Source organism: Clostridium sp. UBA7339 (assembly GCF_002470865.1).
GTDB lineage: Bacteria > Bacillota > Clostridia > Clostridiales > Clostridiaceae > Clostridium_J > Clostridium_J sulfidigenes.
Window position 1 is genome coordinate 13102 of sequence record NZ_DKPI01000014.1, and the last position, 20572, is coordinate 33673.

At 32.2% G+C, this 20572-nt stretch carries 17 protein-coding genes; all 17 read right to left on the reverse strand.

Annotated elements, in window-relative coordinates; genetic code table 11:
* Positions 1 to 45: 45 nt before the first annotated feature.
* Positions 46 to 1572: a 2,3-bisphosphoglycerate-independent phosphoglycerate mutase gene (gene gpmI / locus B2S02_RS14280; protein WP_346848986.1), complete on the reverse strand. Its 1527-nt coding sequence runs from the start codon at positions 1570 to 1572 to the stop codon at positions 46 to 48.
* Between the two features lie 20 nt (positions 1573 to 1592).
* Positions 1593 to 2339, reverse strand: coding sequence for a triose-phosphate isomerase (gene tpiA / locus B2S02_RS14285; protein WP_346848985.1), 747 nt, complete (start codon positions 2337 to 2339; stop codon positions 1593 to 1595).
* Positions 2340 to 2521: 182 nt separating this feature from the next.
* Positions 2522 to 3718, reverse strand: coding sequence for a phosphoglycerate kinase (locus B2S02_RS14290; RefSeq protein ID WP_346877832.1), 1197 nt, complete (start codon positions 3716 to 3718; stop codon positions 2522 to 2524).
* 103 nt (positions 3719 to 3821) lie between these two features.
* On the reverse strand, positions 3822 to 4829 hold the full coding sequence (gene gap / locus B2S02_RS14295) for a type I glyceraldehyde-3-phosphate dehydrogenase (protein ID WP_035132381.1): 1008 nt from the start codon (positions 4827 to 4829) through the stop codon (positions 3822 to 3824).
* A gap of 219 nt (positions 4830 to 5048) precedes the next feature.
* Positions 5049 to 6089 (reverse strand): sugar-binding transcriptional regulator, encoded by a 1041-nt coding sequence (locus B2S02_RS14300; RefSeq protein ID WP_346848983.1) that lies wholly within the window; start codon positions 6087 to 6089, stop codon positions 5049 to 5051.
* Positions 6090 to 6312: 223 nt separating this feature from the next.
* Positions 6313 to 7698: an RNA polymerase factor sigma-54 gene (gene rpoN / locus B2S02_RS14305; protein ID WP_346920948.1), complete on the reverse strand. Its 1386-nt coding sequence runs from the start codon at positions 7696 to 7698 to the stop codon at positions 6313 to 6315.
* Positions 7699 to 7862: 164 nt separating this feature from the next.
* The gene (locus B2S02_RS14310; RefSeq protein ID WP_346848981.1) at positions 7863 to 8804 is read right to left on the reverse strand and encodes an ABC transporter permease; all 942 of its coding nucleotides are present in this window, start codon (positions 8802 to 8804) and stop codon (positions 7863 to 7865) included.
* Positions 8797 to 9873, reverse strand: a complete 1077-nt coding sequence (locus tag B2S02_RS14315) for an ABC transporter permease (RefSeq protein WP_346848980.1) — start codon at positions 9871 to 9873, stop codon at positions 8797 to 8799. The genes B2S02_RS14310 and B2S02_RS14315 overlap by 8 nt, the downstream gene beginning before the upstream one ends.
* A 1-nt stretch (position 9874) precedes the next feature.
* Complete coding sequence (locus B2S02_RS14320) at positions 9875 to 11404, reverse strand: ABC transporter ATP-binding protein (protein ID WP_346848979.1); 1530 nt, start codon at positions 11402 to 11404, stop codon at positions 9875 to 9877.
* A gap of 231 nt (positions 11405 to 11635) precedes the next feature.
* Positions 11636 to 12736 carry a BMP family ABC transporter substrate-binding protein gene (locus tag B2S02_RS14325; protein WP_346848978.1) on the reverse strand — a complete coding sequence of 367 codons (1101 nt, stop codon included), beginning with the start codon at positions 12734 to 12736 and terminating at the stop codon, positions 11636 to 11638.
* A gap of 217 nt (positions 12737 to 12953) precedes the next feature.
* Positions 12954 to 14117: a glycine/sarcosine/betaine reductase complex component C subunit alpha gene (grdD, locus tag B2S02_RS14330; protein ID WP_346848977.1), complete on the reverse strand. Its 1164-nt coding sequence runs from the start codon at positions 14115 to 14117 to the stop codon at positions 12954 to 12956.
* A gap of 100 nt (positions 14118 to 14217) precedes the next feature.
* Positions 14218 to 15756: a glycine/sarcosine/betaine reductase complex component C subunit beta gene (gene grdC, locus B2S02_RS14335; protein WP_346877836.1), complete on the reverse strand. Its 1539-nt coding sequence runs from the start codon at positions 15754 to 15756 to the stop codon at positions 14218 to 14220.
* 175 nt (positions 15757 to 15931) lie between these two features.
* A complete protein-coding gene (gene grdB, locus B2S02_RS14340) occupies positions 15932 to 17236 on the reverse strand; it encodes a glycine reductase complex selenoprotein B (protein WP_346848975.1) in 1305 nt (434 codons plus the stop codon).
* An 86-nt stretch (positions 17237 to 17322) separates the two neighbouring features.
* Entirely contained in the window at positions 17323 to 17790 is a 468-nt protein-coding gene (gene grdA / locus B2S02_RS14345; RefSeq protein WP_343826952.1) for a glycine/sarcosine/betaine reductase complex selenoprotein A, read from the reverse strand.
* Between the two features lie 65 nt (positions 17791 to 17855).
* A complete protein-coding gene (locus B2S02_RS14350) occupies positions 17856 to 19142 on the reverse strand; it encodes a glycine/sarcosine/betaine reductase component B subunit (RefSeq protein WP_346848974.1) in 1287 nt (428 codons plus the stop codon).
* A 100-nt stretch (positions 19143 to 19242) separates the two neighbouring features.
* Positions 19243 to 19572, reverse strand: a complete 330-nt coding sequence (locus tag B2S02_RS14355; RefSeq protein WP_035132410.1) for a thioredoxin family protein — start codon at positions 19570 to 19572, stop codon at positions 19243 to 19245.
* A gap of 72 nt (positions 19573 to 19644) precedes the next feature.
* Entirely contained in the window at positions 19645 to 20568 is a 924-nt protein-coding gene (gene trxB / locus B2S02_RS14360; protein ID WP_346848973.1) for a thioredoxin-disulfide reductase, read from the reverse strand.
* Positions 20569 to 20572: the final 4 nt, after the last annotated feature.

The following is a 20572-nucleotide window of genomic DNA, read 5'->3' on the forward strand; positions in this document are numbered from 1 at the left end:
TGTTTATAATAAATTTAGCATGGCTAAATATTTTAACTTAACAACTTAAATTAATGATTTTCCACTCATTTCACTTGGAATATCTAATTCCATCTTTGTTAAGATAGTTGGAGCAATATCTGCAAGTATTCCTCCACTTCTAAGTGTTCCTACTTCTTTACTTACGTATGTAAATGGAACCAGATTAGTAGTATGTGCAGTCATTGGTTTGCCTGTAGAGTAATCAATCATAGACTCAGCATTACCATGGTCTGCTGTAATAAACACTGTACCATTATGGTCTAGTACTTTATTTACAACCTTGCCTAAGCAATAATCTACAACTTCAATAGCCTTTACTGCTGCTTCAATAACTCCAGTGTGTCCAACCATGTCTGGGTTAGCATAATTTAATATAATTAAATCATATTCATCCTTTTCAATACTTTTTAATACTGCATCAGTAACTTCATAGGCACTCATTTCTGGTTTTAAGTCATAGGTTGCTACTTTAGGTGATGGAATCAATACCCTATCTTCACCCTTATTAGGTTCCTCTACTCCACCATTAAAGAAGAAAGTTACATGAGCATATTTTTCTGTTTCCGCAATTCTAAGCTGCTTTAATCCTTTGCTACTAACATATTCACCTAATGTATTCTCATAACTCTCAGGTTTATAAGCTATTTGTACATCCTCAATAGTTTTATCATATTGAGTCATACATACATATGTTACATCTAAACTTTCTCTTTCAAAACCTTTAAAATCCTTATCTTTTAAAGCTCTAGTTATCTCTCTTGCCCTATCTGGTCTAAAGTTAAAAAATATTATGGAATCTTTATTTTTTATAGTAGCTACCGGTTTACCATCCTTCACAATTACACTAGGAATTACAAACTCATCTGTTTTATTATCATGATAAGCATCGTCTATAACTGCAAATGGAGAAGTACTAGTATTTCCTTCACCTTTTACCATTGCATTATAGGCCAATTGTACTCTTTCCCATCTATTATCTCTATCCATAGCATAATATCTACCCGAAATAGTTGCAATTTCTCCTATTCCCTCACTATCCATATGGTTTTGTAACTCTTCTATAAATATTTTTGAAGATGTTGGTGATACATCTCTTCCATCTAAAAAGCAATGAACAAAAACTTTTTTTACAGCCCTTCTCTTACAAAGAGTTATAAGAGCTTTTACATGATTTATATGAGAATGAACTCCTCCATCTGATAATAATCCTATTAAGTGAACAGCTGAGTTATTTTTTAACGCATCATCAATAGCAGTATTAAAAGCTTTATTTTCAAAGAAATCGCCATCTTTAATTGATTTTGTTATTCTAGTCAATTCTTGATATATTATTCTTCCCGCACCTATATTTAAGTGTCCAACTTCTGAGTTACCCATCTGCCCCTCAGGAAGCCCTACATCTAGACCAGAAGCTGATAATGCGGTGTGAGGATATTTAGCCTTTAATCCATCGTAGTTAGGCTTATTAGACTCTCTAACTGCATTTCCATCCACATTATCGCTTATTCCAAAACCATCCAATATCATTAGCATTACTGGTTTTTTATTCATAATATTTGACCATCCTTTTATTAGTAATTTACAATAGCTGCGAAATCTGAAGCTTTAAGACTAGCTCCACCTATTAATCCTCCATCTATGTGTTCCTTTGACATTTGCTCTTTTATAGTTGATGGCTTAACTGATCCGCCATATTGAATTCTAACTTTATATGCAACTTCTTCTCCGTATAACTTGCATATAACTCCTCTAATAAATCCTATTGTATTATTAGCATCATCTGCAGTTGCAGTTTTCCCTGTCCCTATTGCCCAAATAGGTTCATAGGCTATAACCATATTTTCAACTTGCTCTTTTTTTATTCCTATTAAATCTTGCTTTATTTGAGCACCTAATACTTCTTCAGTTATTCCTAATTCTCTTTGCTGTAAACTTTCACCTATACATAATATAGGTGTAATCTTGTGATGAAAAGCAGTCTTTAATTTTTTATTAATAGCTTCATCAGTTTCATTAAAATACTGTCTTCTTTCACTATGTCCAATTATAACAAATTTTACTCCTAGTTCTTTAAGCATTAATGGAGAAACTTCTCCTGTAAAAGCACCTGACTCTTCAAAATGCATGTTTTGAGCCCCAACCATAATATTGCTTCCCTTACATTCTTCAACTATTGCTGGTAAACTTAAAAAAGTGGGACAAACTACTACATCACAGCTAGCATCATTTACTAAAGGCTTTAATTCCTTAACTAAATTTACTGCTTCTTCTATTGTATTATTCATCTTCCAGTTTCCTGCTATTATTGCTTTTCTCATGATTAATCCTCCTATTAATAACTTTGCAACACATCTTTAATGATGCTAATATATCCAAGTTTTTTCCTTAAGAGACATATTACATTTTTTTCTCTAAATCAAATATAATATATTACTCTCGAAAAGGAAAGTAAATAAACAAGATTTTATCTTGTTTATTACTTTCTTTATAGATTTTACATTTATTTATCATTTAAAGCAACAATTCCTGGAAGTTCTTTTCCTTCTAAAAATTCTAAGGAAGCTCCGCCACCTGTTGAAATATGTGTCATTTTATCTCCTAGACCAAATATATTAACAGCCGCAGCACTATCCCCTCCACCAATTATTGTGATTCCATCACAATTAGCCATAGCTTCTCCTACTGCTATTGTTCCCTTATTAAAGTTTTCAAATTCAAAAACTCCCATTGGACCATTCCAAATAATAGTTTTAGATTTTGCTATCACTTCTGCATATAATTCTCTTGTTTTGGGTCCTATATCTAAAGCCATATATCCATCTTGAATATTTTCATCTTCTGTTATTACTGGATTTGCATTTTTATCGAATTCCGTAGCTACTACGTGGTCTATCGGTAAATATAATTTTACTCCTTTTTCTTTAGCCTTATCCATCATCTCTAGTGCATAATCAATTTTATCTTCTTCTACCCTTGATATACCCATTTTATAATCTTTAGCTTTCAGGAAAGTATATGCCATGGCTCCTCCTATAAGAAGATTGTCTACTTTCTCTAAAAGATTATTTATTACATTAATTTTATCTGATACTTTAGAGCCTCCTAAAATAGCAGTAAATGGTTTCTCAGCATTTTCTATAGCTTCTCCTAAAAACTTAAGCTCTTTCTGAATTAAATATCCGCAAACTGACTCTTTTACAAATTCAGTTACTCCTACTGTAGAACAATGTGCTCTATGTGCTGTTCCAAAAGCATCATTTACGAATAAATCACAAAGAGAAGCTAATTCCTTAGAATAATTTTCTTCATTTTTAGTTTCTTCTTTTCTAAATCTAGTATTTTGTAATAGTACTATATCTCCATCATTCATATCTAAAATAGCTGACTTTGCTTTATCTCCCACTACATTATCATCCGCTGCAAAAATTATCTTCTTATTTAATAGTTCACTTAATCTTGCTGCTACTGGTGATAGCGAAAGCTCTGGTTTAGGCTCCCCCTTTGGTTTTCCTAAATGTGAACATAATATAACCTTTGCATTATTGTTAACTAAGTACTCTATAGTAGGTATTGCTCCTAGAAGTCTATTTTCATCAGTAATTTTACCCTCTACTATAGGTACATTAAAATCACACCTTACTAAAACCTTTTTACCTTTCACATTGATGTCTTCTAATGATTTCTTGTTAAATGACATATTAAAATCTCCTTTTTTAAACTTATTGTAATAAAAATCTAGTTCAATCATAAATCATAGAACTAGATTTTTATTACATACCTATTTTAACACATTTTGAAGATTATAATCTATCTGCAACATATTTTGTTAAATCTGCTAGCCTATTTGAGTAACCCCACTCATTATCATACCAAGCTACTACTTTAACTAGATTATCTCCCATAACCATAGTTGATAATGCATCTACAATTGAAGATCTCTCATCACCTCTAAAGTCCATTGAAATTAATGGTTCCTCAGAGAAGCCTAAAATCCCATTAAGTTTTCCTTCTGCCGCTTCTCTTAAAGCCCCGTTAACCTCCTCTACGCTCACAGACTTACCAAGTTCACATACTAAATCAGTCATTGAAACTGTTGGTGTTGGAACCCTTACTGCCATACCATTTAATTTTCCTTTAAGCTGTGGTAAAACTAATGCGACCGCTTTTGCCGCTCCTGTAGTTGTTGGAATCATTGATTCTCCTGCAGCTCTAGCTCTTCTTAAATCTTTATGTGGAGCATCCAATATTTTTTGATCATTAGTATATGAGTGTATTGTAGTCATAAGCCCTTGTACTATACCAAACTTTTCATCCAAAACTTTTGCAAAAGGAGCTAAACAGTTAGTTGTACATGAAGCATTTGAAATAATATTATGATTTTTAGCATCATATTTATCTTCATTTACTCCCAGTACAATTGTTATATCTTCATTTTTTGCTGGTGCGGAAATTAACACCTTTTTAGCTCCAGCTTCTATATGAGTCTTTGCTTTTGTAGCATCTGTAAATAATCCTGTAGATTCTATTACAATATCTGCACCTTGAAGTCCCCATGGTATATTTTTAGGATCTCTTTCTGCAAATATTCTTATTTCCTTTTCATTAACTATAATTGAATTCTCAGTAGCTTCAACTGTTCCATTGAATTTTCCATAAAGGGTATCATACTTCAAAAGATGTGCTAGTGTCTCAGGATCTGTTAAATCATTAATTGCTACAACTTCTATGTCATTTCCATATTTATCTACCAAAACCTTAAATACATTTCTTCCAATTCTACCGAATCCATTAATTCCAACTTTAACCATTATAAAATACCTCCAACATTTAATTTAATAATTTTTATATTAAACTTAATTGATATAAACAGATTTTTAGGAGATTTAATCCTAAAAATCCTTATCTAGAGATACATTTCCTTATATACATATTGATTTTAAAGCATAGAATCCTAAAAATCATAATATATTAATTTTAAAAACATATAAGTACTTTAATAAGTAACTCTAGGATAAAATCATTAAGTATTAACAACCAACTTTATTTAAAAATAGTTTTAAAATTTCTTTTGCCGTAGCTTCATCAGTAACTAATGTTGAATTTAATTTATCCATTTGTATAACCATGATAGCTTCTGCCTTTTCAACACCAGCTGCTACAGCTATTACATTAGGGATATTTTTAATTCTATCTTTAGTTATTCCAATTGAAGGCATAGAATATACAACCTCACCTTTGCTATTAAAATAATGTCCATAAGCTTCTCCTATAGCTCCTAATTCTAATATTCTTTCCTTTATGTCCTTACCTAGACTTCTCTTATCACACATATCTTTAGCCAGTCCTATACCATGGATAAGAATATTTGATTTCTCTATATGTTCAAAAGTTTCCTTAATATCTGATTCCTTAATCAACGCTTTAAAAGAATCACTACTTATGTTATCTGGAATATGTAACAATTCATAAGTAGCATCTAACTTATTTGCTAAAATCTCTACTAAGGTATTAGATTGTATTTCTGTTTCCTTTCCTATACCACCTCTTCCAGGTAAAACCTTTATATTTTTATATTTAGTCATTGGAAGGAAATTGTAAACTACCTCCTTAATTGTTCGTCCTCCTGTAAGGGATATTGTAATATCATCTTTAATAATACTTTTTAAATAATTACCCGCTACCCTACCAAGTTCAGTATATAATGAATTATCTTCTGTTACATTTCCGTTAATAACTATTACTTCTCTAACTTTAAGAATTTTCTTCAATTCCTCTTCTAAGTGATTTAACCCACTTAATTCCTTCATAAAAGCCTTAAGTCCAATAAAAACTTCATCACCTTCTTCAGTAATATACATACCAGAGGACTTAATATCAATTAATCCTTGAGTTTTCAATAGATTTGTTTCGCTTCTTACAACCCTTTCACTTAAATTCACTATGGTTGACAGCAGCCTTCTGCCTATGGGTTCTCTATACTTTATATTTTTTAATATGGTATATCGCATATCTAAAACTTCTAGCAATTCCGGCACTACTTTCTGTTGTAATTTCAATAACTTCTCCATCTTTCACCCCATTGACAAAATATGTCCCTATGGACACTATTTGTCCCATCAACATTTTAAACCTCTATTTATATTATATGCCAATATTCATTGTTTGTGAAGTACTTATGTTAATTTTAGTTTTATATAAGTTATATTTCTACATTCATCTACAATTTATACAAAAAAATAATTCCATATAAATCATAATAATAAATTAATGTTTCATATGGAATATCAAAATCTATATTAATCTTTTTCGTTGAGATGAGGATTTTATTCCTAACTCCTCTCGATATTTGGCTATAGTACGTCTAGATATATCTATGCCTTTTTCATTAACTAGTTTACATATAACTGAATCAGATAGTGGTTTTGACTTGTCTTCAGATTCTATTATATTCTTTATCATATCTTTTACACTAACAGATGATATATCTTGACTTAAAATGTTTACACTATTAGTAAATAAATCCTTTATTCTCTTAATTTCCCCTGTATGAAGAGCTACATATTTATCTCTAATAGCTCTACCAACCGTAGATTCATGCATATTTAGACTATTAGCTATATATTTAATAGTCATAGGTTTTATATAATTATTCCCCTTATCTAGATACTCCTCTTGATTTTTAACTATTTCCTCCATGACTTTACACAAAGTATTTTTTCTATTTTGTATACTTTTAATCAAAAACATAGCACTACTTATTTTGTCTTTTACATAATCTATAGCTTCCGAATCATTACTGCTATTAATTACATCTTTATATGTATTATTAATTATTAATTTAGGTAATAAATTATCATTCATTAAAACTACATATTCATCACTTATTTTTTTTACATAAACATCTGGAATCAAATATCCAATCTCTTCACCAGTAAAAAACCCCCTGGTAGGTTTAGGTTCCAATTTTTTTATTATATCTTCACATTCTTGAACTATTTTAGCCGAAACTCCAAGTTTTTTACCTATTAATTGATATTTTCCTTTTGATAACTCATATAAATAATTATTTATTACTTCCTCAACATAATTATTCATTATATTTTTCCTATGCAGTTGAAGTATTAAACATTCACTCAGTGACCTAGCACATATTCCAGGCGGTTCAAGTCCCTGAACTATATCTACACATCTCATCGCAGAATCCTTTGGAATACTCAGTTCTTCCATTAAATTATCTATAATCTTTTCATCTAAATATCCTCTATAATCAATATTATCTACAATATATCTACAAATACACTCATCTTGTCTATCTAAATTACTATGCATAACTTGTTCTCTTAAATAATCCTTAATAGTAGGCTTGCTACTTATAAAATTAAAAGGTGATACCAAATCATCTTCTTCATGTTTGTAGTATGATCTATCATTATAATTATCCATGGCCATGTCTCTAATTAATTCTCTATACTCTCTCAACTCATTATCAACTATTTCTTCTTTAGTTGTTTCTAAATTGTTTTCTACTTCCAAAACTACATTTTCTTGTAATTCCTTATCAATATGTTGTAAAAGTTCATAGGATGACATTTGTAATAACTTTATTGATTGTTGCATCTCCATTGTCATAATCAATTTTTGTTCCTGTGATAGCCTTAAATCAAAGCCTAAATTCATAAATATCCCTCCTACTCATATTAACTAATCATATCATAAATTATATGATATTTCTAACTAAATAGAGACAATCCATATTTCCCCGACAATAATTTATAAAAAGAGAGTTAGCCTATAACAAACTAACTCTCTAAACTATATTACAATTTAAATTAATTTAAATATTATCTACCATTCTTTTCATATGCTTCTCCTGAAGCAGCTGGAGCATTTGTTTTTCCTACAAAGCCAGCAAGTGCTAACATAGTTAATAGATATGGTATAATTGTAAACACTTCAGATGGTAATGACCATCCAAGCCCTTGGGCAAATATCTGGAATGATTCACCAAAGGCAAACAACAAACATGCTCCAAAGGAACCGATAGGTGTCCAGTTACCAAAGATTACAGCTGCTAAAGCAATGAATCCTCTACCTGCTATCATTCCTTCTCTATATATCGGTGTAACACCAATTGATAAAGCAGCTCCACCAAGACCAGCTAACATTCCTGATAATATTACACAAATGTATCTTACTAGGTATACATTTATTCCTAGTGTATCTGCAGCTTTTGGATGTTCTCCTACAGATCTAATTCTAAGTCCAATAGAAGTTTTGTAAAGTACAAAATGGGCTACAAATACCAATACTATTGCCATTATTACAAACCAGTTTAACCCAGATAAAATATCACCAATAATAGGAATATTCACAATGAATTCTGGTAAGTTGTAAGGAAGAAGGGTTACCAAGTCTGTTTGACCTCCCTTTCCATTGAATAATATATATATCAAGAAACTAGCTAGAGCTGTAGCAAACAAGTTAATAGCTGTACCAGAAATAACCTGGTCTGATTTTAAGTGGATACTAAGAACTGCATGAATTAATGCAAGTAATCCACCCGATACTAAAGCAAACACTATTCCTACTACAGGACTACCTGTTATATATGTTCCATATACAGCAAAAAATGCTCCTATGGTCATCATACCTTCAAGACCTATATTTACTACTCCTGAACGCTCAGAAAACACTCCTCCTAAGGATGTGAAAATAAGAGGTGTAGCTATTCTTAAAGTAGCTGTTATTAATGAAATGATACTAACAACAATTATATTATCCATTCATTATCTCCCCTTTCTTTTTCTTATTTCCAAAGTAAGTCACAATGTAATCTGTTGCTACAAATATAATAATTACTGATTGAATTAAAAATACTATTTCTTTTGGTATTCCACTAATTTGAAGAGCTCTTGAACTACTATTTAAAGCTCCGAACAATATGGCTGATAAAATACATGCTACTGGATTTTTCTTAGCTAACAGTGCTACTGCTATACCATCAAACCCATAGCTAGGAACCACCATAAAATCTTGAATTAAATGTTTCACACCAGCTACATGTGTAGCTCCACCAAGTCCAGCTATAGCTCCTGATAAAACCATAGCTAAAACTGCATTCTTAGCAACATTTACTCCACCATATTCTGCACCATGAGGATTTATACCAACGGCTCTTATCTCATATCCAATGGTAGTTTTCCATAATATAAACGCCATAATAATAGCTGTTATAATACCTATAAATAAACTTATATTAGCTGAACTTCCTTGAACAAATCTTGCAAGTTTTGCACTGTCTTCTATCATTGGAGTTGCTGATTTTCCATAAACTCCGAAAGAGGTTCTAAGTATAATATAGTTAGCTAAAGCTATAGAAATATAGTTCATCATAATTGTATTTATAACTTCATTAGTTCCAAACTTAGCCTTAAGAAATCCCGGTATTCCTCCCCAAATTCCTCCTGCAACTATACCACTTACAATTATTAATGGAATGTGTACTATAGGACTTAATCCTGGTATGGTTCCTACTATAGCAGCTGCAACCATACCTAATACAAATTGCCCACCTACACCAATATTAAATAGTCCACATCTAAAAGCTACAGCATTAGCTACACCTGTAAAAATCAAAGGTGTCACTTCTGCTAATGTAGTCATTGCATTTCTTGATGTTCCAAAGCTCCCCTTCCATATAACCGAAACTAAATCAGTTAATGCTGTAAAGTACTGAGTTATTGAATATCCTTTTGCCCACATAACAAAAAATACTGATATAAACAAAGAAAGTATAACTGCTACTACAGGAAAGAGTATAGCTTTAATTGTATCCTTAACTTTACTACTCATTTTATTTCTCTTCCCCTTTCTTATCTAAGCTTCCACCAGCCATTAATATTCCTAGCTTTTGCTCATCTGCATCTTTTCTATCTAAAATATCTACTATTTCACCGTCATACATAACAGCAATTCTATCTGAAAGAGCTAAAATTTCGTCTAATTCTAAAGATACCAAAAGTACCGCTTTCCCTTTATCTCTCTCATCTACAAGTCTACTATGAATATATTCAATAGCACCTACATCTATACCTCTTGTAGGCTGAGCAGCAATTAATAATGTTGGGTCTTTAGAAATTTCTCTAGCTGCAATTAACTTTTGTTGGTTACCTCCAGATAAAGCAGATGCATTTACTTCATTACTAGGTGTTCTTACATCAAACTCTTCTATAAGTGTGTCACAATGTTTTTTGATAGCCTTATAGTCCATCATAATACCTTTATTAAATTCTTTGTTTTTATGAATTCCAAGAATAGAGTTTTCAAATAATGAATATTTTAGTATAAGTCCTCTTTTATGTCTATCTTCAGGAATATGTCCAATACCTGAGTCAATAATTTCTCTAGGAGATTTTCCATATAAATCTTTTCCATTTAATAATACTTTTCCATTGTGACCTTTTCTAAGACCTGTAAGTACTTCTAATAGTTCTGTTTGTCCATTCCCATCTACTCCTGCAATTCCTAAAATTTCGCCCCCATTAACAGTAAAGGAAACATTTTTCACAGCAGGAATACCTCTTTGATCATTGGCATATAGATTTTCAACCTTAAGAATTTCTCCTGTTAATTCAGATTCTCTTTTTTCTACCACTAAGTTTACCTTTCTTCCAACCATTAACTCTGCTAATTCATCAATACTAGTATCAGTAGTATTAACAATACCGGTAACCTTACCTCTTCTAATTATAGTAACTCTATCACTCATACTCATAACTTCTTTTAATTTATGAGTTATAAGAATGACAGATTTTCCTTCATTTTTTAAATTATCTAATATTTTGCCTAGTTCCTTAATTTCTTGTGGTGTTAGAACCGCTGTTGGTTCATCAAGAATTAGAATCTTTGCTCCTCTATAAAGAGCCTTAAGAATTTCCACCTTTTGCTGTTGTCCTACAGATATATCTTCAATAATAGCATTAGGATCTATAGAAAATCCATATTTATCTGATAATTCCTTTACATCTTTATATGATTTTTTTCTATCCATACATAATCCTTTATTGGGTTCACATCCAAGTACAATATTTTCAGCTACTGTAAAGTTGTGAACTAACATAAAGTGTTGGTGAACCATCCCTATTCCAAGCTTTATCGCTTCACTAGGATTGTTAATTTTAACCAAATTTCCATTAACATAAATATCACCTTTTTCTTGCTGATACAAGCCATAAAGTATATTCATTAAGGTAGTTTTTCCTGCACCATTTTCACCTAGCAATACGTGAGTTTCTCCTTGTAATAAATCAAAGTCTACACTGTCGTTTGCAATGGTACCAGGGAAAACTTTAGTTATACCTTTCATTTCAATTACTTTTTCCATTTCCCTTCCTCCTTATAATATTACCTACGTTTACATATTACATTAAAATACTTAACATTAGTTAAAATACGATATGCACTTTATAGAATCCATCTCCCATTATACCATAAAAATATTTCATTGAATATTATTTTTATTTTTCATACTATTTTACTTTCATAAAAATATACTATCAAAAGGTATAAAAAAAAGCTAGATGTAAAATCTAGCTTTTTATCTCTTTTTCATTGATTATTTAAAATCAATAACATCTTGTCTTGTAGCAGGCACTTTAATTTTACCTTCTTTAATTTGAGTTTCAAACTCTTCTGCTTTCTTAATTACATCAGCAGCAGTATTGTCTTTAGTTGTTGCAGACATTCCTACTCCACCTTCAGCAATTCCTAATTCAATATGCTTGGCTTTGAATGTTCCTTCAACAATTGATTTTGTTACATCATAAGTAGCATTATCAACTCTTTTCATCATCGAAGAAAGAATAACATCTTTAAATTCTGGAAGAGAAACTGCTTGATCTTTATCAACACCAATAGCCCAAACTTCTTTACCCGAATCTCTTAATTCTTTAGCAGCTTGGAACATCCCTGTACCAGCTCCTCCAGCTGCATGATATATTACATCACATCCAGCTCCGTATAGTGATATAGCTAACTCTTTACCTTTGTTTCCATCAGCAAAAGAATCTGCGTATTTAACTGTTATTCCTGGGTTCTTGCCATCTGCACTTATAAGTCCAGCAGCCGCTTCTGGATTAACAGCTTTAACTCCAGCTGCAAATCCTGTTTCAAACTTTTGTATTGTTTCAGTATCTTTTCCACCTATAAATCCAACTTTGTTAGTTTTAGTAGTTAAACCAGCTATAACTCCCATTAAAAAAGAACCCTCTTCTTCTTTAAATGTTACTGACATTACGTTATCAGCTTCAACTACAGAGTCTATGATACAAAGTTTTGAATCTTGGTTGTTTTTAGCTACATTAGCAACTGCATCATATAATTGATATCCAATTGCAAAAGTTAGATCAGAACCACCATCTATTAATGCTTGTAGGTTTGGTTCATAATCTTCTTTCTTTTGAGCTTCAACTGAAGTGTATTTAACTCCAAACTCTTCTACTGCTTTTTTAACTCCTTCATCAGCTGATTGGTTAAATGATTTGTCATTTAATCCACCTTCATCTGTTGAAAGACCTACTGATACTTCTGATTTAGGAGTATCTTTGCCTTCACTTGCTGTGCCTTTGTCATCGTTTCCGTTACCAGCGCAACCTACAAGTAGGGATGCAGTCATAGCAACCGTTGCCATAAGAGCAACTATTTTTTTCATTTTCATCTTAAACCCTCCTGAAATAAATAAGTAATATAAATATATAAAAATTTTTATTATAGTATGTATTATAACCTAATAAAAAATTTTTATCATGTAAATAAATATATTCAGTATTATTTAATTTCATATATTTATATGCTGAATATACCATAATTATCCGTAAAAATCAAATAAAATTGACTGTAAGACTACAGTCAATTTTATTTTTATTATCTATATTTTAAGATACAAACTCTGCATTCTTTAATACCTGTTGAGCTTTTTCACCGTCTTCATCAGCTACAAGTACTATTGGCCCAGTACAACCCATTCCACTCTCTGAGTATATACCCTCTTTCCAAAGCGCTTTACATGCATTTTCAAGCTCTAGTATATCTATACCTGCTATAGAGAAAGTTACTACCTTTTTAGGTGGCATTTTTACCTCTTCCTCTTCTTGAGATTTGTTAGCTTTTTTTGTAGTCTTATCTATAAATTCTTTTAATCCAGCTACATTAGCTGACTTAAACTCATCCCTAGCTATATCCAAAACCTTGTTTTCTGCACAAGTTGCACAGAATCTTAATGCTTCTGCAATAAGCGGTGCTCCTGAAGCTCTAGAAACTATATTAACTAACTTATCATAGTTTTCTCCAATTCCAGGACCATATCCAGCTCCTACAGTTTCATAATTCCCACCTGTAGTAAATGAAGAGAATATCTTAATTAAAAGATTTCCTGTTAATGAATCACAAACCATAACGTCCGGTGTTCCTGCTAAAAGGTCATTTCCTCTCATTACAGCTCCACCATCAGCTCTTAATGATTCAGTAAAGGATATGTCATATCCACCTTCTTGAGTTTCTCTTAGAATTCTTTCTACTTGTCTAGCACCATCAAGATTTAGTATTCCAACTTTTGGATTTTTAATACCACTAGCTTTAGCTACAGATATCCCAGATATGGCATTTTTAACCATACCCTCAACTCTATTTGTAGAAGTAGTTCCTGTAGTTGTAGCAATTATCATTTCTTTTCCTTTTCCAGGAGTCATTACTTTACCTACTGTAGAAACTCCTATTGGAAAATCAAAGTGTTGTGTAACACAACCATCTAATTCTCCACACTCTAACATAGATGTCATTTTTTTATGACCTTCCTCAGCTGATTCTACTTCTATTACTTCAAAATCAGCATCTACTTTAGGTCCAATTAAAACTATATCAAAATCGCCATATTTTACTTTTGCAAGTTCAGCAGCTTTAACCATCTCTTCGACTCCATGTTCAGAACCTAGTATAGTTAAACCTATTCTAACTTTTTTCTTGAATTGTCCGCTTTTTATTCCTGTTGCTATATCATTAAATACTTCAGCAATCATTGCTTTAGTAGCATTTTGACTCATTTCTACACCCCGTTTCTTTAATAACCTCTTATATTTAAAGAGATAAATTAGTAATTGTTAAGCTTCAGTAGGAGCAATTATCCTTCTGAGTTTTAAGGCTCTATTTATCAGAGTTCATTAAAAAGCTTGCAAAATCCTTCATGGCATCTGCTACCATTGATTTAACTTCTTCTTTACTAACACCTGACTCATTGTCTAGTTTTCCAGTATTCTTTTCAACTAGTATAGAAACTCCATCAAATAAGTTAGTCATTCTTCCTAAGAATAAACTTCCTTTTCCTACGATCATAAAGTTATTTAAAATGCCATCTTTTATGTGATCTATTCCATGTCCCACTATTGGCACTCCAGATGGTATATGTCCTTGAGTTGGAGCGTAACCTTGATATCCATGTTCTTTTATAAATCCTGGTAATTCTTTTCTATCTAATTGACCCTTCTTAACAGCTAAAGCACCAATCATTTTATAGTTTTGAGTTGGAACATCTCCAGCTCCTGCAGGTTCAGTTATATCTGGAGTTTGCATTTCTGGTGCATACTTATCTACATCTGTTACTTTTAATCCAGCTGCTGTTAATGGATCAAGTACTAATGCTTCAAGTACAGCTTGTGGAGAAGCACCATGGCCAATTGTATGTTTTCCAATTATGTCAGTTCTTAAAATTGGACTTACTCCATCATTTTCTGAAACAAGAATAGCAAATCCTCCTAAACAATCTTCAAGTACTGGTAATTCTTTTTTTATGTGATCCTTACCATTCATTCCAAGCTTCGCAGTAGCTCCACCTGCAATTACTAATACATTTTTAAATATTCCACTCTTAACAAGTGACGCTGCATTTATTAATGCATGAGTAGGTCCTGCACAGAATCCTCTCATATCTGAACCAGTAGCTCCAGAAAGACCTACAACTTCACCTATAGATTTAGCTACGTTTCCGCCGCCTCTTTGGTTCATATCTCCTATTGCTTCTTCTGAACATTCTATTATATAACCTATTTCTTCTACAGGAATATCTAAATTGTCAACTAGATGCATTCCAGCAAGTACTCCTGATGATTTAACTGCTAAATTTTCAAGCATATAGTGAGCTGAAAGGTTTGGATCAAACTCATGTGCTCTTCTTACACAACCAACAAGGTTTCCATCTACATATAATCCTTCTGCTCCAGCATTATTAACTAACTCTTCAATTTTAGCCATTTCATCCCCAGTAATTTTTCCTGCTTTTTCTTTTAGTAATGGATGATTAGCTAATTTTTCTTTTATAGTCTCAACAAAAGACTCTTCTAATAAAACTAAGTCAAATACATCAGATATCTTCATTAATCCATAGAATTCATCTTGTGGCATTATTTCGCCGTATTTACCAAATCTATTAGCATTTTCTACATTCTTTCCAACCCATGGTCTTGGCATTTCGCCTAACTCTTCTGGTGTAATGTTTCCTATATAAGTTTGATTTGGTGCATAAGCTACAACATCCTCAAAACTTCTTAAATTATTTTTTATAGCCTTTAAATATTCTGAATCTGGATTTGTTTGTTTTTCTAATGTTTGTGTAGTTCCATTATGTATTACCATATCTGGAGTATTCACTAAAATATAAGATGCTTTCTTTATAACTGGAAAATTCATTTTTAATTCAACCTCCCTTAATAATGTGCGTTTATAATAATTTATTTTGTAATTTGCACAATCTATAATAAATAGGTACAAACTATTCATTGTACATTGTGCAAACTAGACATCTTCTTATTAATATATTTAGTAATTAGGGGTAATCCCCTAATTACTAAATCATTAATTTTAATTATTCAAATATTTTTTGTCCATCAACTTCTGTTTCAAGAGCTTTTAAAGCCTTTTCAACAAGTTTTCTTCTTAATGTATATTCATCCTCTTTTGTTAAGTTTGGATTTCCAAGTGGATGAGGAATAGCTACTGTAGGAATTATTCTATTAGCTCCAACAGTTAAAGATACTGGAGTAATAGTACACATGTGAACTACTGGAAGTCCAGCTCTTTCTATTTCTTTAACAAGCGTTGCACCGCAACGTGTACAAGTTCCTCACGTAGAAGTTAATACAACTGCATCTACGCCGTCAGCTATTAATTCTTTAGCTGCAAACTCACCATATTTTTTAGAAGATGCAACAGCTGTACCATTTCCAACTGTAGAATAGAAGTATCTGTGTAATGCTCCTATTTTCCCTTCTTTTTCAAGATCTCTTAGAACATCTACTGGGATAACTCTATCTGGATCTTCATTAGCATACACTGGATCATGACCACCGTGTGCTGTTTCAAAAGTTTCTCCAGTTAAATCATTAATTCCTTCTATATCATATTTACCAATTTTAGAAGCTGAAGATGACTCTATGTGATCTGGGTTTCCTTTTGGAACTATACCACCAGATGTAACTATAGCAATTTTAGCTTTAGTTATATCTTTTATTGCTGGCATTGGATCAACTCTATCAAAGTCAGGCATTTTAAATTCTGTAACGAATTCTTCACCTTTTAATTTTTTAACAAGCATGTCAACTGCTCTCTTAGATCCTCTTTCAGTTGCAAAATAGTTCTTTCTTATTCCTCTTTCAATGTAGTTCTCTTCTACTGGAGAACCTACTTCTTCTCCCTTAGCTAATTTAATAGCTAATTTAGCCATTTTAGGTAATGCATCTCTCATACCTACAGCACTATTTCTTGTAGAGATAAGATATAAATCTTTTTTATACATGTCTGCACCTGGATTTTCAATGTACATTCCAGATAATACAGGTATATTCAACTCTTCTTTAACTGCCTTACATACATCTCCACATGCAACACCATATCTTCCAGCGTTAAATGCAGGTCCAGCTATAAATAAATCTGGATTATATTTTTTTACCATTTCGATAATTTCAGCTTGTGCTTCTTTTGTATTCTCAGCATAATAAGAATCTCCACAAATAACTGTAGCAACTATCTCAACGTCTTCTTTCTTTAATAACCCATTTAATCCAAGTCCAGGTCCTACAAACCCTTCACGAACCTCAGGTTTAATATCAGCTTTTTCTTCTCCGCCTATTCCTGCGTAGAATTGGTTTATATAATGAACAACTTTTAACATAGGTGTTCCCCCTTTCATGGGACTTGCCCTCTAGAAATTCTATTTCTTAGGTCAATTAATTTAACATTTTCTATTAAAATTATTTATTAAAGATATTTACAGAATTGGTCTCTTACATTTTTAACTTCTTCTATAATAGCATCAACATCAAGAACCATTTCCATCATTCCGCATTGTTCGTCATAAATAGCTTCATCACATTCTGCTTTCATTTCTGGCTCTACAACGTGGAAAACAGATAATCCAAGATCAACTCCTGCTAAAGGACCTGCAAATGTTGGGTCTCCAGCAGCAACTGTTTCAGCAGATAATCCAGATGCTTCCGCTTCTGCTCCTCCGATTACTACCACCATGTTCTCTGCACCATATTTTTCAGTTAAATCTTTAACTCTTTGTTGGATCTCCAGATCCATTGCACCTGCAGCTGTTCAGACAAAGCACTCTGTTGATGCAAAAACAACTTCTGCTCCTGCTGATTTAACACAAGCCTCTATAGCTGGTCCTGGTATTCCGTCTCTATCTCCTATACAGATAGCTTTTTTTCCTTGTAACATAGTATCTATCTCCTTTTCAATGTACTCATAATCATTAAACTAAACTTTTTAGTTATATTTTAAAATTAATATCCTTTTGCTGTTAAGTAGTTAAATCCTACTTCGCTAGTTGCTCCAGTAATAACTTGGATTTCAGCTTCAATTGATCCATCTTCTCTTAAGCTTCCCATGTGTCCACCAGCAATAGTATTTGCAGCATCTACATGACCAATTACTCTTTTCATAGGTGGTAAAATAACAACTTCGTTAGCATTACCTCCAGTTACTACAGCATCACCCTTTGGAGTTGAGTCTGCTAATGATTGAGACATACCATCTTGACCAGCATACTCATCTGTAACTAGAACAGTTTTAACGCCTTTAGCTGTAACCTTATTACAGTTCATAACTAAGTCCGCATCTGGATTTCCAAATCCTTCTTCAGAAATTATAGCAGCATCTGCTCCTAAGAATTCTACTAACTTAGCAACCATATTTGATGATCTCTCTTTATCAGCTAGATATACGTTTTCATTTGTTATAACGCAACCTAAGAAGTTAAAGTCCTTGCCATGTCTCTCATATAAATCTTCTATTATTGGATGATTCATATGAACATAAGAAGGGTTCTTATCACAAGCAGATACACAGTTTCCACTTACGATAGCTCCGTCAAATACTTCTGTTGGATAAATAAATGTAGGAATTATTTTCTTAGCATCTACACCATATACATAAGTATCATGTAATAATCCTTGTGTTTGAAGCATATATACATATACTACCTTAGGTAACTCTGGATATTGTTGAACTTGTTGTAGAAGTGGTAGTGTCTCATAAGTTTTCACTTCATCAGGTTCCACATTCTTACCTGCTTTTCCAAGGTATGTAGCTGCTTTAAATCCTATAGTTCTTACTGCTTCTTCATGATCATGTTGTAAAATTCCTTCTTTTGGTTCACATATAATCACAAGGTTATTTGTTTTTGAGAACGGTGTATATTTAGCACCTTCTCCACTCATATCAACTATACCTTCTTGGAACCCAACTATTTTACCAGTAGTTACAACTGCAGCTCCTTTTAAAACATGTGTTCTTCCAGAACCTACTGTATCTACCTTACTAATAAAACCTGGAAATATTCCACCATTTCCTTCTACTTTAACTCTTGGTTCAACTACGTCTTTTACAGGTATTATTCTAACTTCCTCACCTGGTCTTGCAATATCAAAATCGATACTTGCAATTCTTTCGTCACCAGATACCTCGTTTAATAACTCCTCTTTGTTTACATAAAGAACTCCGTTCTCAACTTTTGTTTCTGGTCCAAATTGAAGATCCTTAATAAATATCTTTCCAATCTCTAGACGCAAAACCTTCACCTCCTAAAAATATATAGGTCACTTTTTATTTATTAGAAGATGGGAGGTAATCCTCCTCATCTAATAACCTTTTAAACCTTGAAAATTGAAATTATAATGTTTCGTAGTATTCTTTAATGAATCCTTCGATATCATCTAGTGTAGCAATTTTATCTGGAGTTATTGTAGCTACACAAGCTCCACCATTGTAAATTTTCATAGTTGGAAGTCCTAGAACTTTTTGTCCTATAGCAACTCTTCTTGCTCCACCTATGTTTAAGCTAGCAAATTTTATTTTATCTTCATACTTAGGTTCTAAATCGTGAACACCTGGCATTAAAGCTATACATATTTCACATTTATCTCCCCAAAAATCTACGAAAACTGGTTTATCACTGTTTAAAACTTCTGACTCAAAATTATCTTTGTTTAATTCTATCATTTTATTTTACCTACCTTTCATATTATAAATATTTATTAATATATAATTTACCTAAAGTAAATAAATTATATTCTAATGTAAATTTTCTATATAATGCTCTGCATTAGTAGCCGCAATAGCTCCATCTGCTGCCGCTGTAATAACTTGTCTTAATGATTTTTCTCTAACATCTCCAGCTGCAAATACTCCTGGTATGTTAGTTCTCATTTCTTCATCAGTTATTATATCTCCTCTTTCAGTCATGTTTACTTTACCTTTAAACAGTTCTGAAATTGGTAAATATCCAACAAATACAAAGCAACCATTAACTTCTAAAGTACTAACTTCACCAGTTTTTCTATTTTTTATAGTTAAGCTTTCTAGAATTTCATCTCCGTTAGCTTCTTCTACAACAGAGTCCCAAATAAATTTGATTTTAGGATTTGCAAAAGCTTTTTCTTGTAGTGATTTAGCTGCTCTTAATGAATCTCTTCTATGAATTACAGTAACAGTTTCACCAAATTTAGCAAGATATATAGCTTCAGTAATAGCTGAGTCACCACCGCCAATTACAGCAATATCAAGATCAGTAAAGAAATCTGCATCACATGTAGCACAATAAGAAACTCCTCTACCTCTTAACTCTATCTCATTTTTAAATCCACCAAGTCTTGGAGTCGCTCCAGTTGCAATTATTATTGTTTTAGCTTGATATTCACCTTTTCTACATTTAATAACTTTAATATCACCTTCTAAAACAGTTTCAACTACTTCGTCTTTAACAAACTCAGTACCAAAATCTTCTGCTTGTTGTCTCATTCTTTGACTTAATGTTGTTCCAGTACACTCTTCAATTGAACCTGGATAATTCTCTAGTTCGTCAGTTGTTGTTGCCTGACCACCATATTTCGCCCTCTCAATGATTAACGTTTTCATTCGTGATCTTGAAGCATATAGTCCTGCTGATAATCCTGCAGGTCCTCCTCCAATTATTATAGTGTCATAAATTTGTGACATATCA

Bases quoted from the DNA above. Each gene is read 5' to 3' on its own strand.
- gpmI (WP_346848986.1), bottom strand. From the start codon at position 1,572: ATGAATAAAAAACCAGTAATGCTAATGATATTGGATGGTTTTGGAATA.
- tpiA (WP_346848985.1), bottom strand. From the start codon at position 2,339: ATGAGAAAAGCAATAATAGCAGGAAACTGGAAGATGAATAATACAATA.
- B2S02_RS14290 (WP_346877832.1), bottom strand. From the start codon at position 3,718: ATGTCATTTAACAAGAAATCATTAGAAGACATCAATGTGAAAGGTAAA.
- gap (WP_035132381.1), bottom strand. From the start codon at position 4,829: ATGGTTAAAGTTGGAATTAATGGATTCGGTAGAATTGGAAGAAATGTA.
- B2S02_RS14300 (WP_346848983.1), bottom strand. From the start codon at position 6,089: ATGGAGAAGTTATTGAAATTACAACAGAAAGTAGTGCCGGAATTGCTA.
- rpoN (WP_346920948.1), bottom strand. From the start codon at position 7,698: ATGAATTTAGGCTTTGATTTAAGGCTATCACAGGAACAAAAATTGATT.
- B2S02_RS14310 (WP_346848981.1), bottom strand. From the start codon at position 8,804: ATGGATAATATAATTGTTGTTAGTATCATTTCATTAATAACAGCTACT.
- B2S02_RS14315 (WP_346848980.1), bottom strand. From the start codon at position 9,873: ATGAGTAGTAAAGTTAAGGATACAATTAAAGCTATACTCTTTCCTGTA.
- B2S02_RS14320 (WP_346848979.1), bottom strand. From the start codon at position 11,404: ATGGAAAAAGTAATTGAAATGAAAGGTATAACTAAAGTTTTCCCTGGT.
- B2S02_RS14325 (WP_346848978.1), bottom strand. From the start codon at position 12,736: ATGAAAATGAAAAAAATAGTTGCTCTTATGGCAACGGTTGCTATGACT.
- grdD (WP_346848977.1), bottom strand. From the start codon at position 14,117: ATGAGTCAAAATGCTACTAAAGCAATGATTGCTGAAGTATTTAATGAT.
- grdC (WP_346877836.1), bottom strand. From the start codon at position 15,756: ATGAATTTTCCAGTTATAAAGAAAGCATCTTATATTTTAGTGAATACT.
- B2S02_RS14355 (WP_035132410.1), bottom strand. From the start codon at position 19,572: ATGATAGAATTAAACAAAGATAATTTTGAGTCAGAAGTTTTAAACAGT.
- trxB (WP_346848973.1), bottom strand. From the start codon at position 20,568: ATGTCACAAATTTATGACACTATAATAATTGGAGGAGGACCTGCAGGA.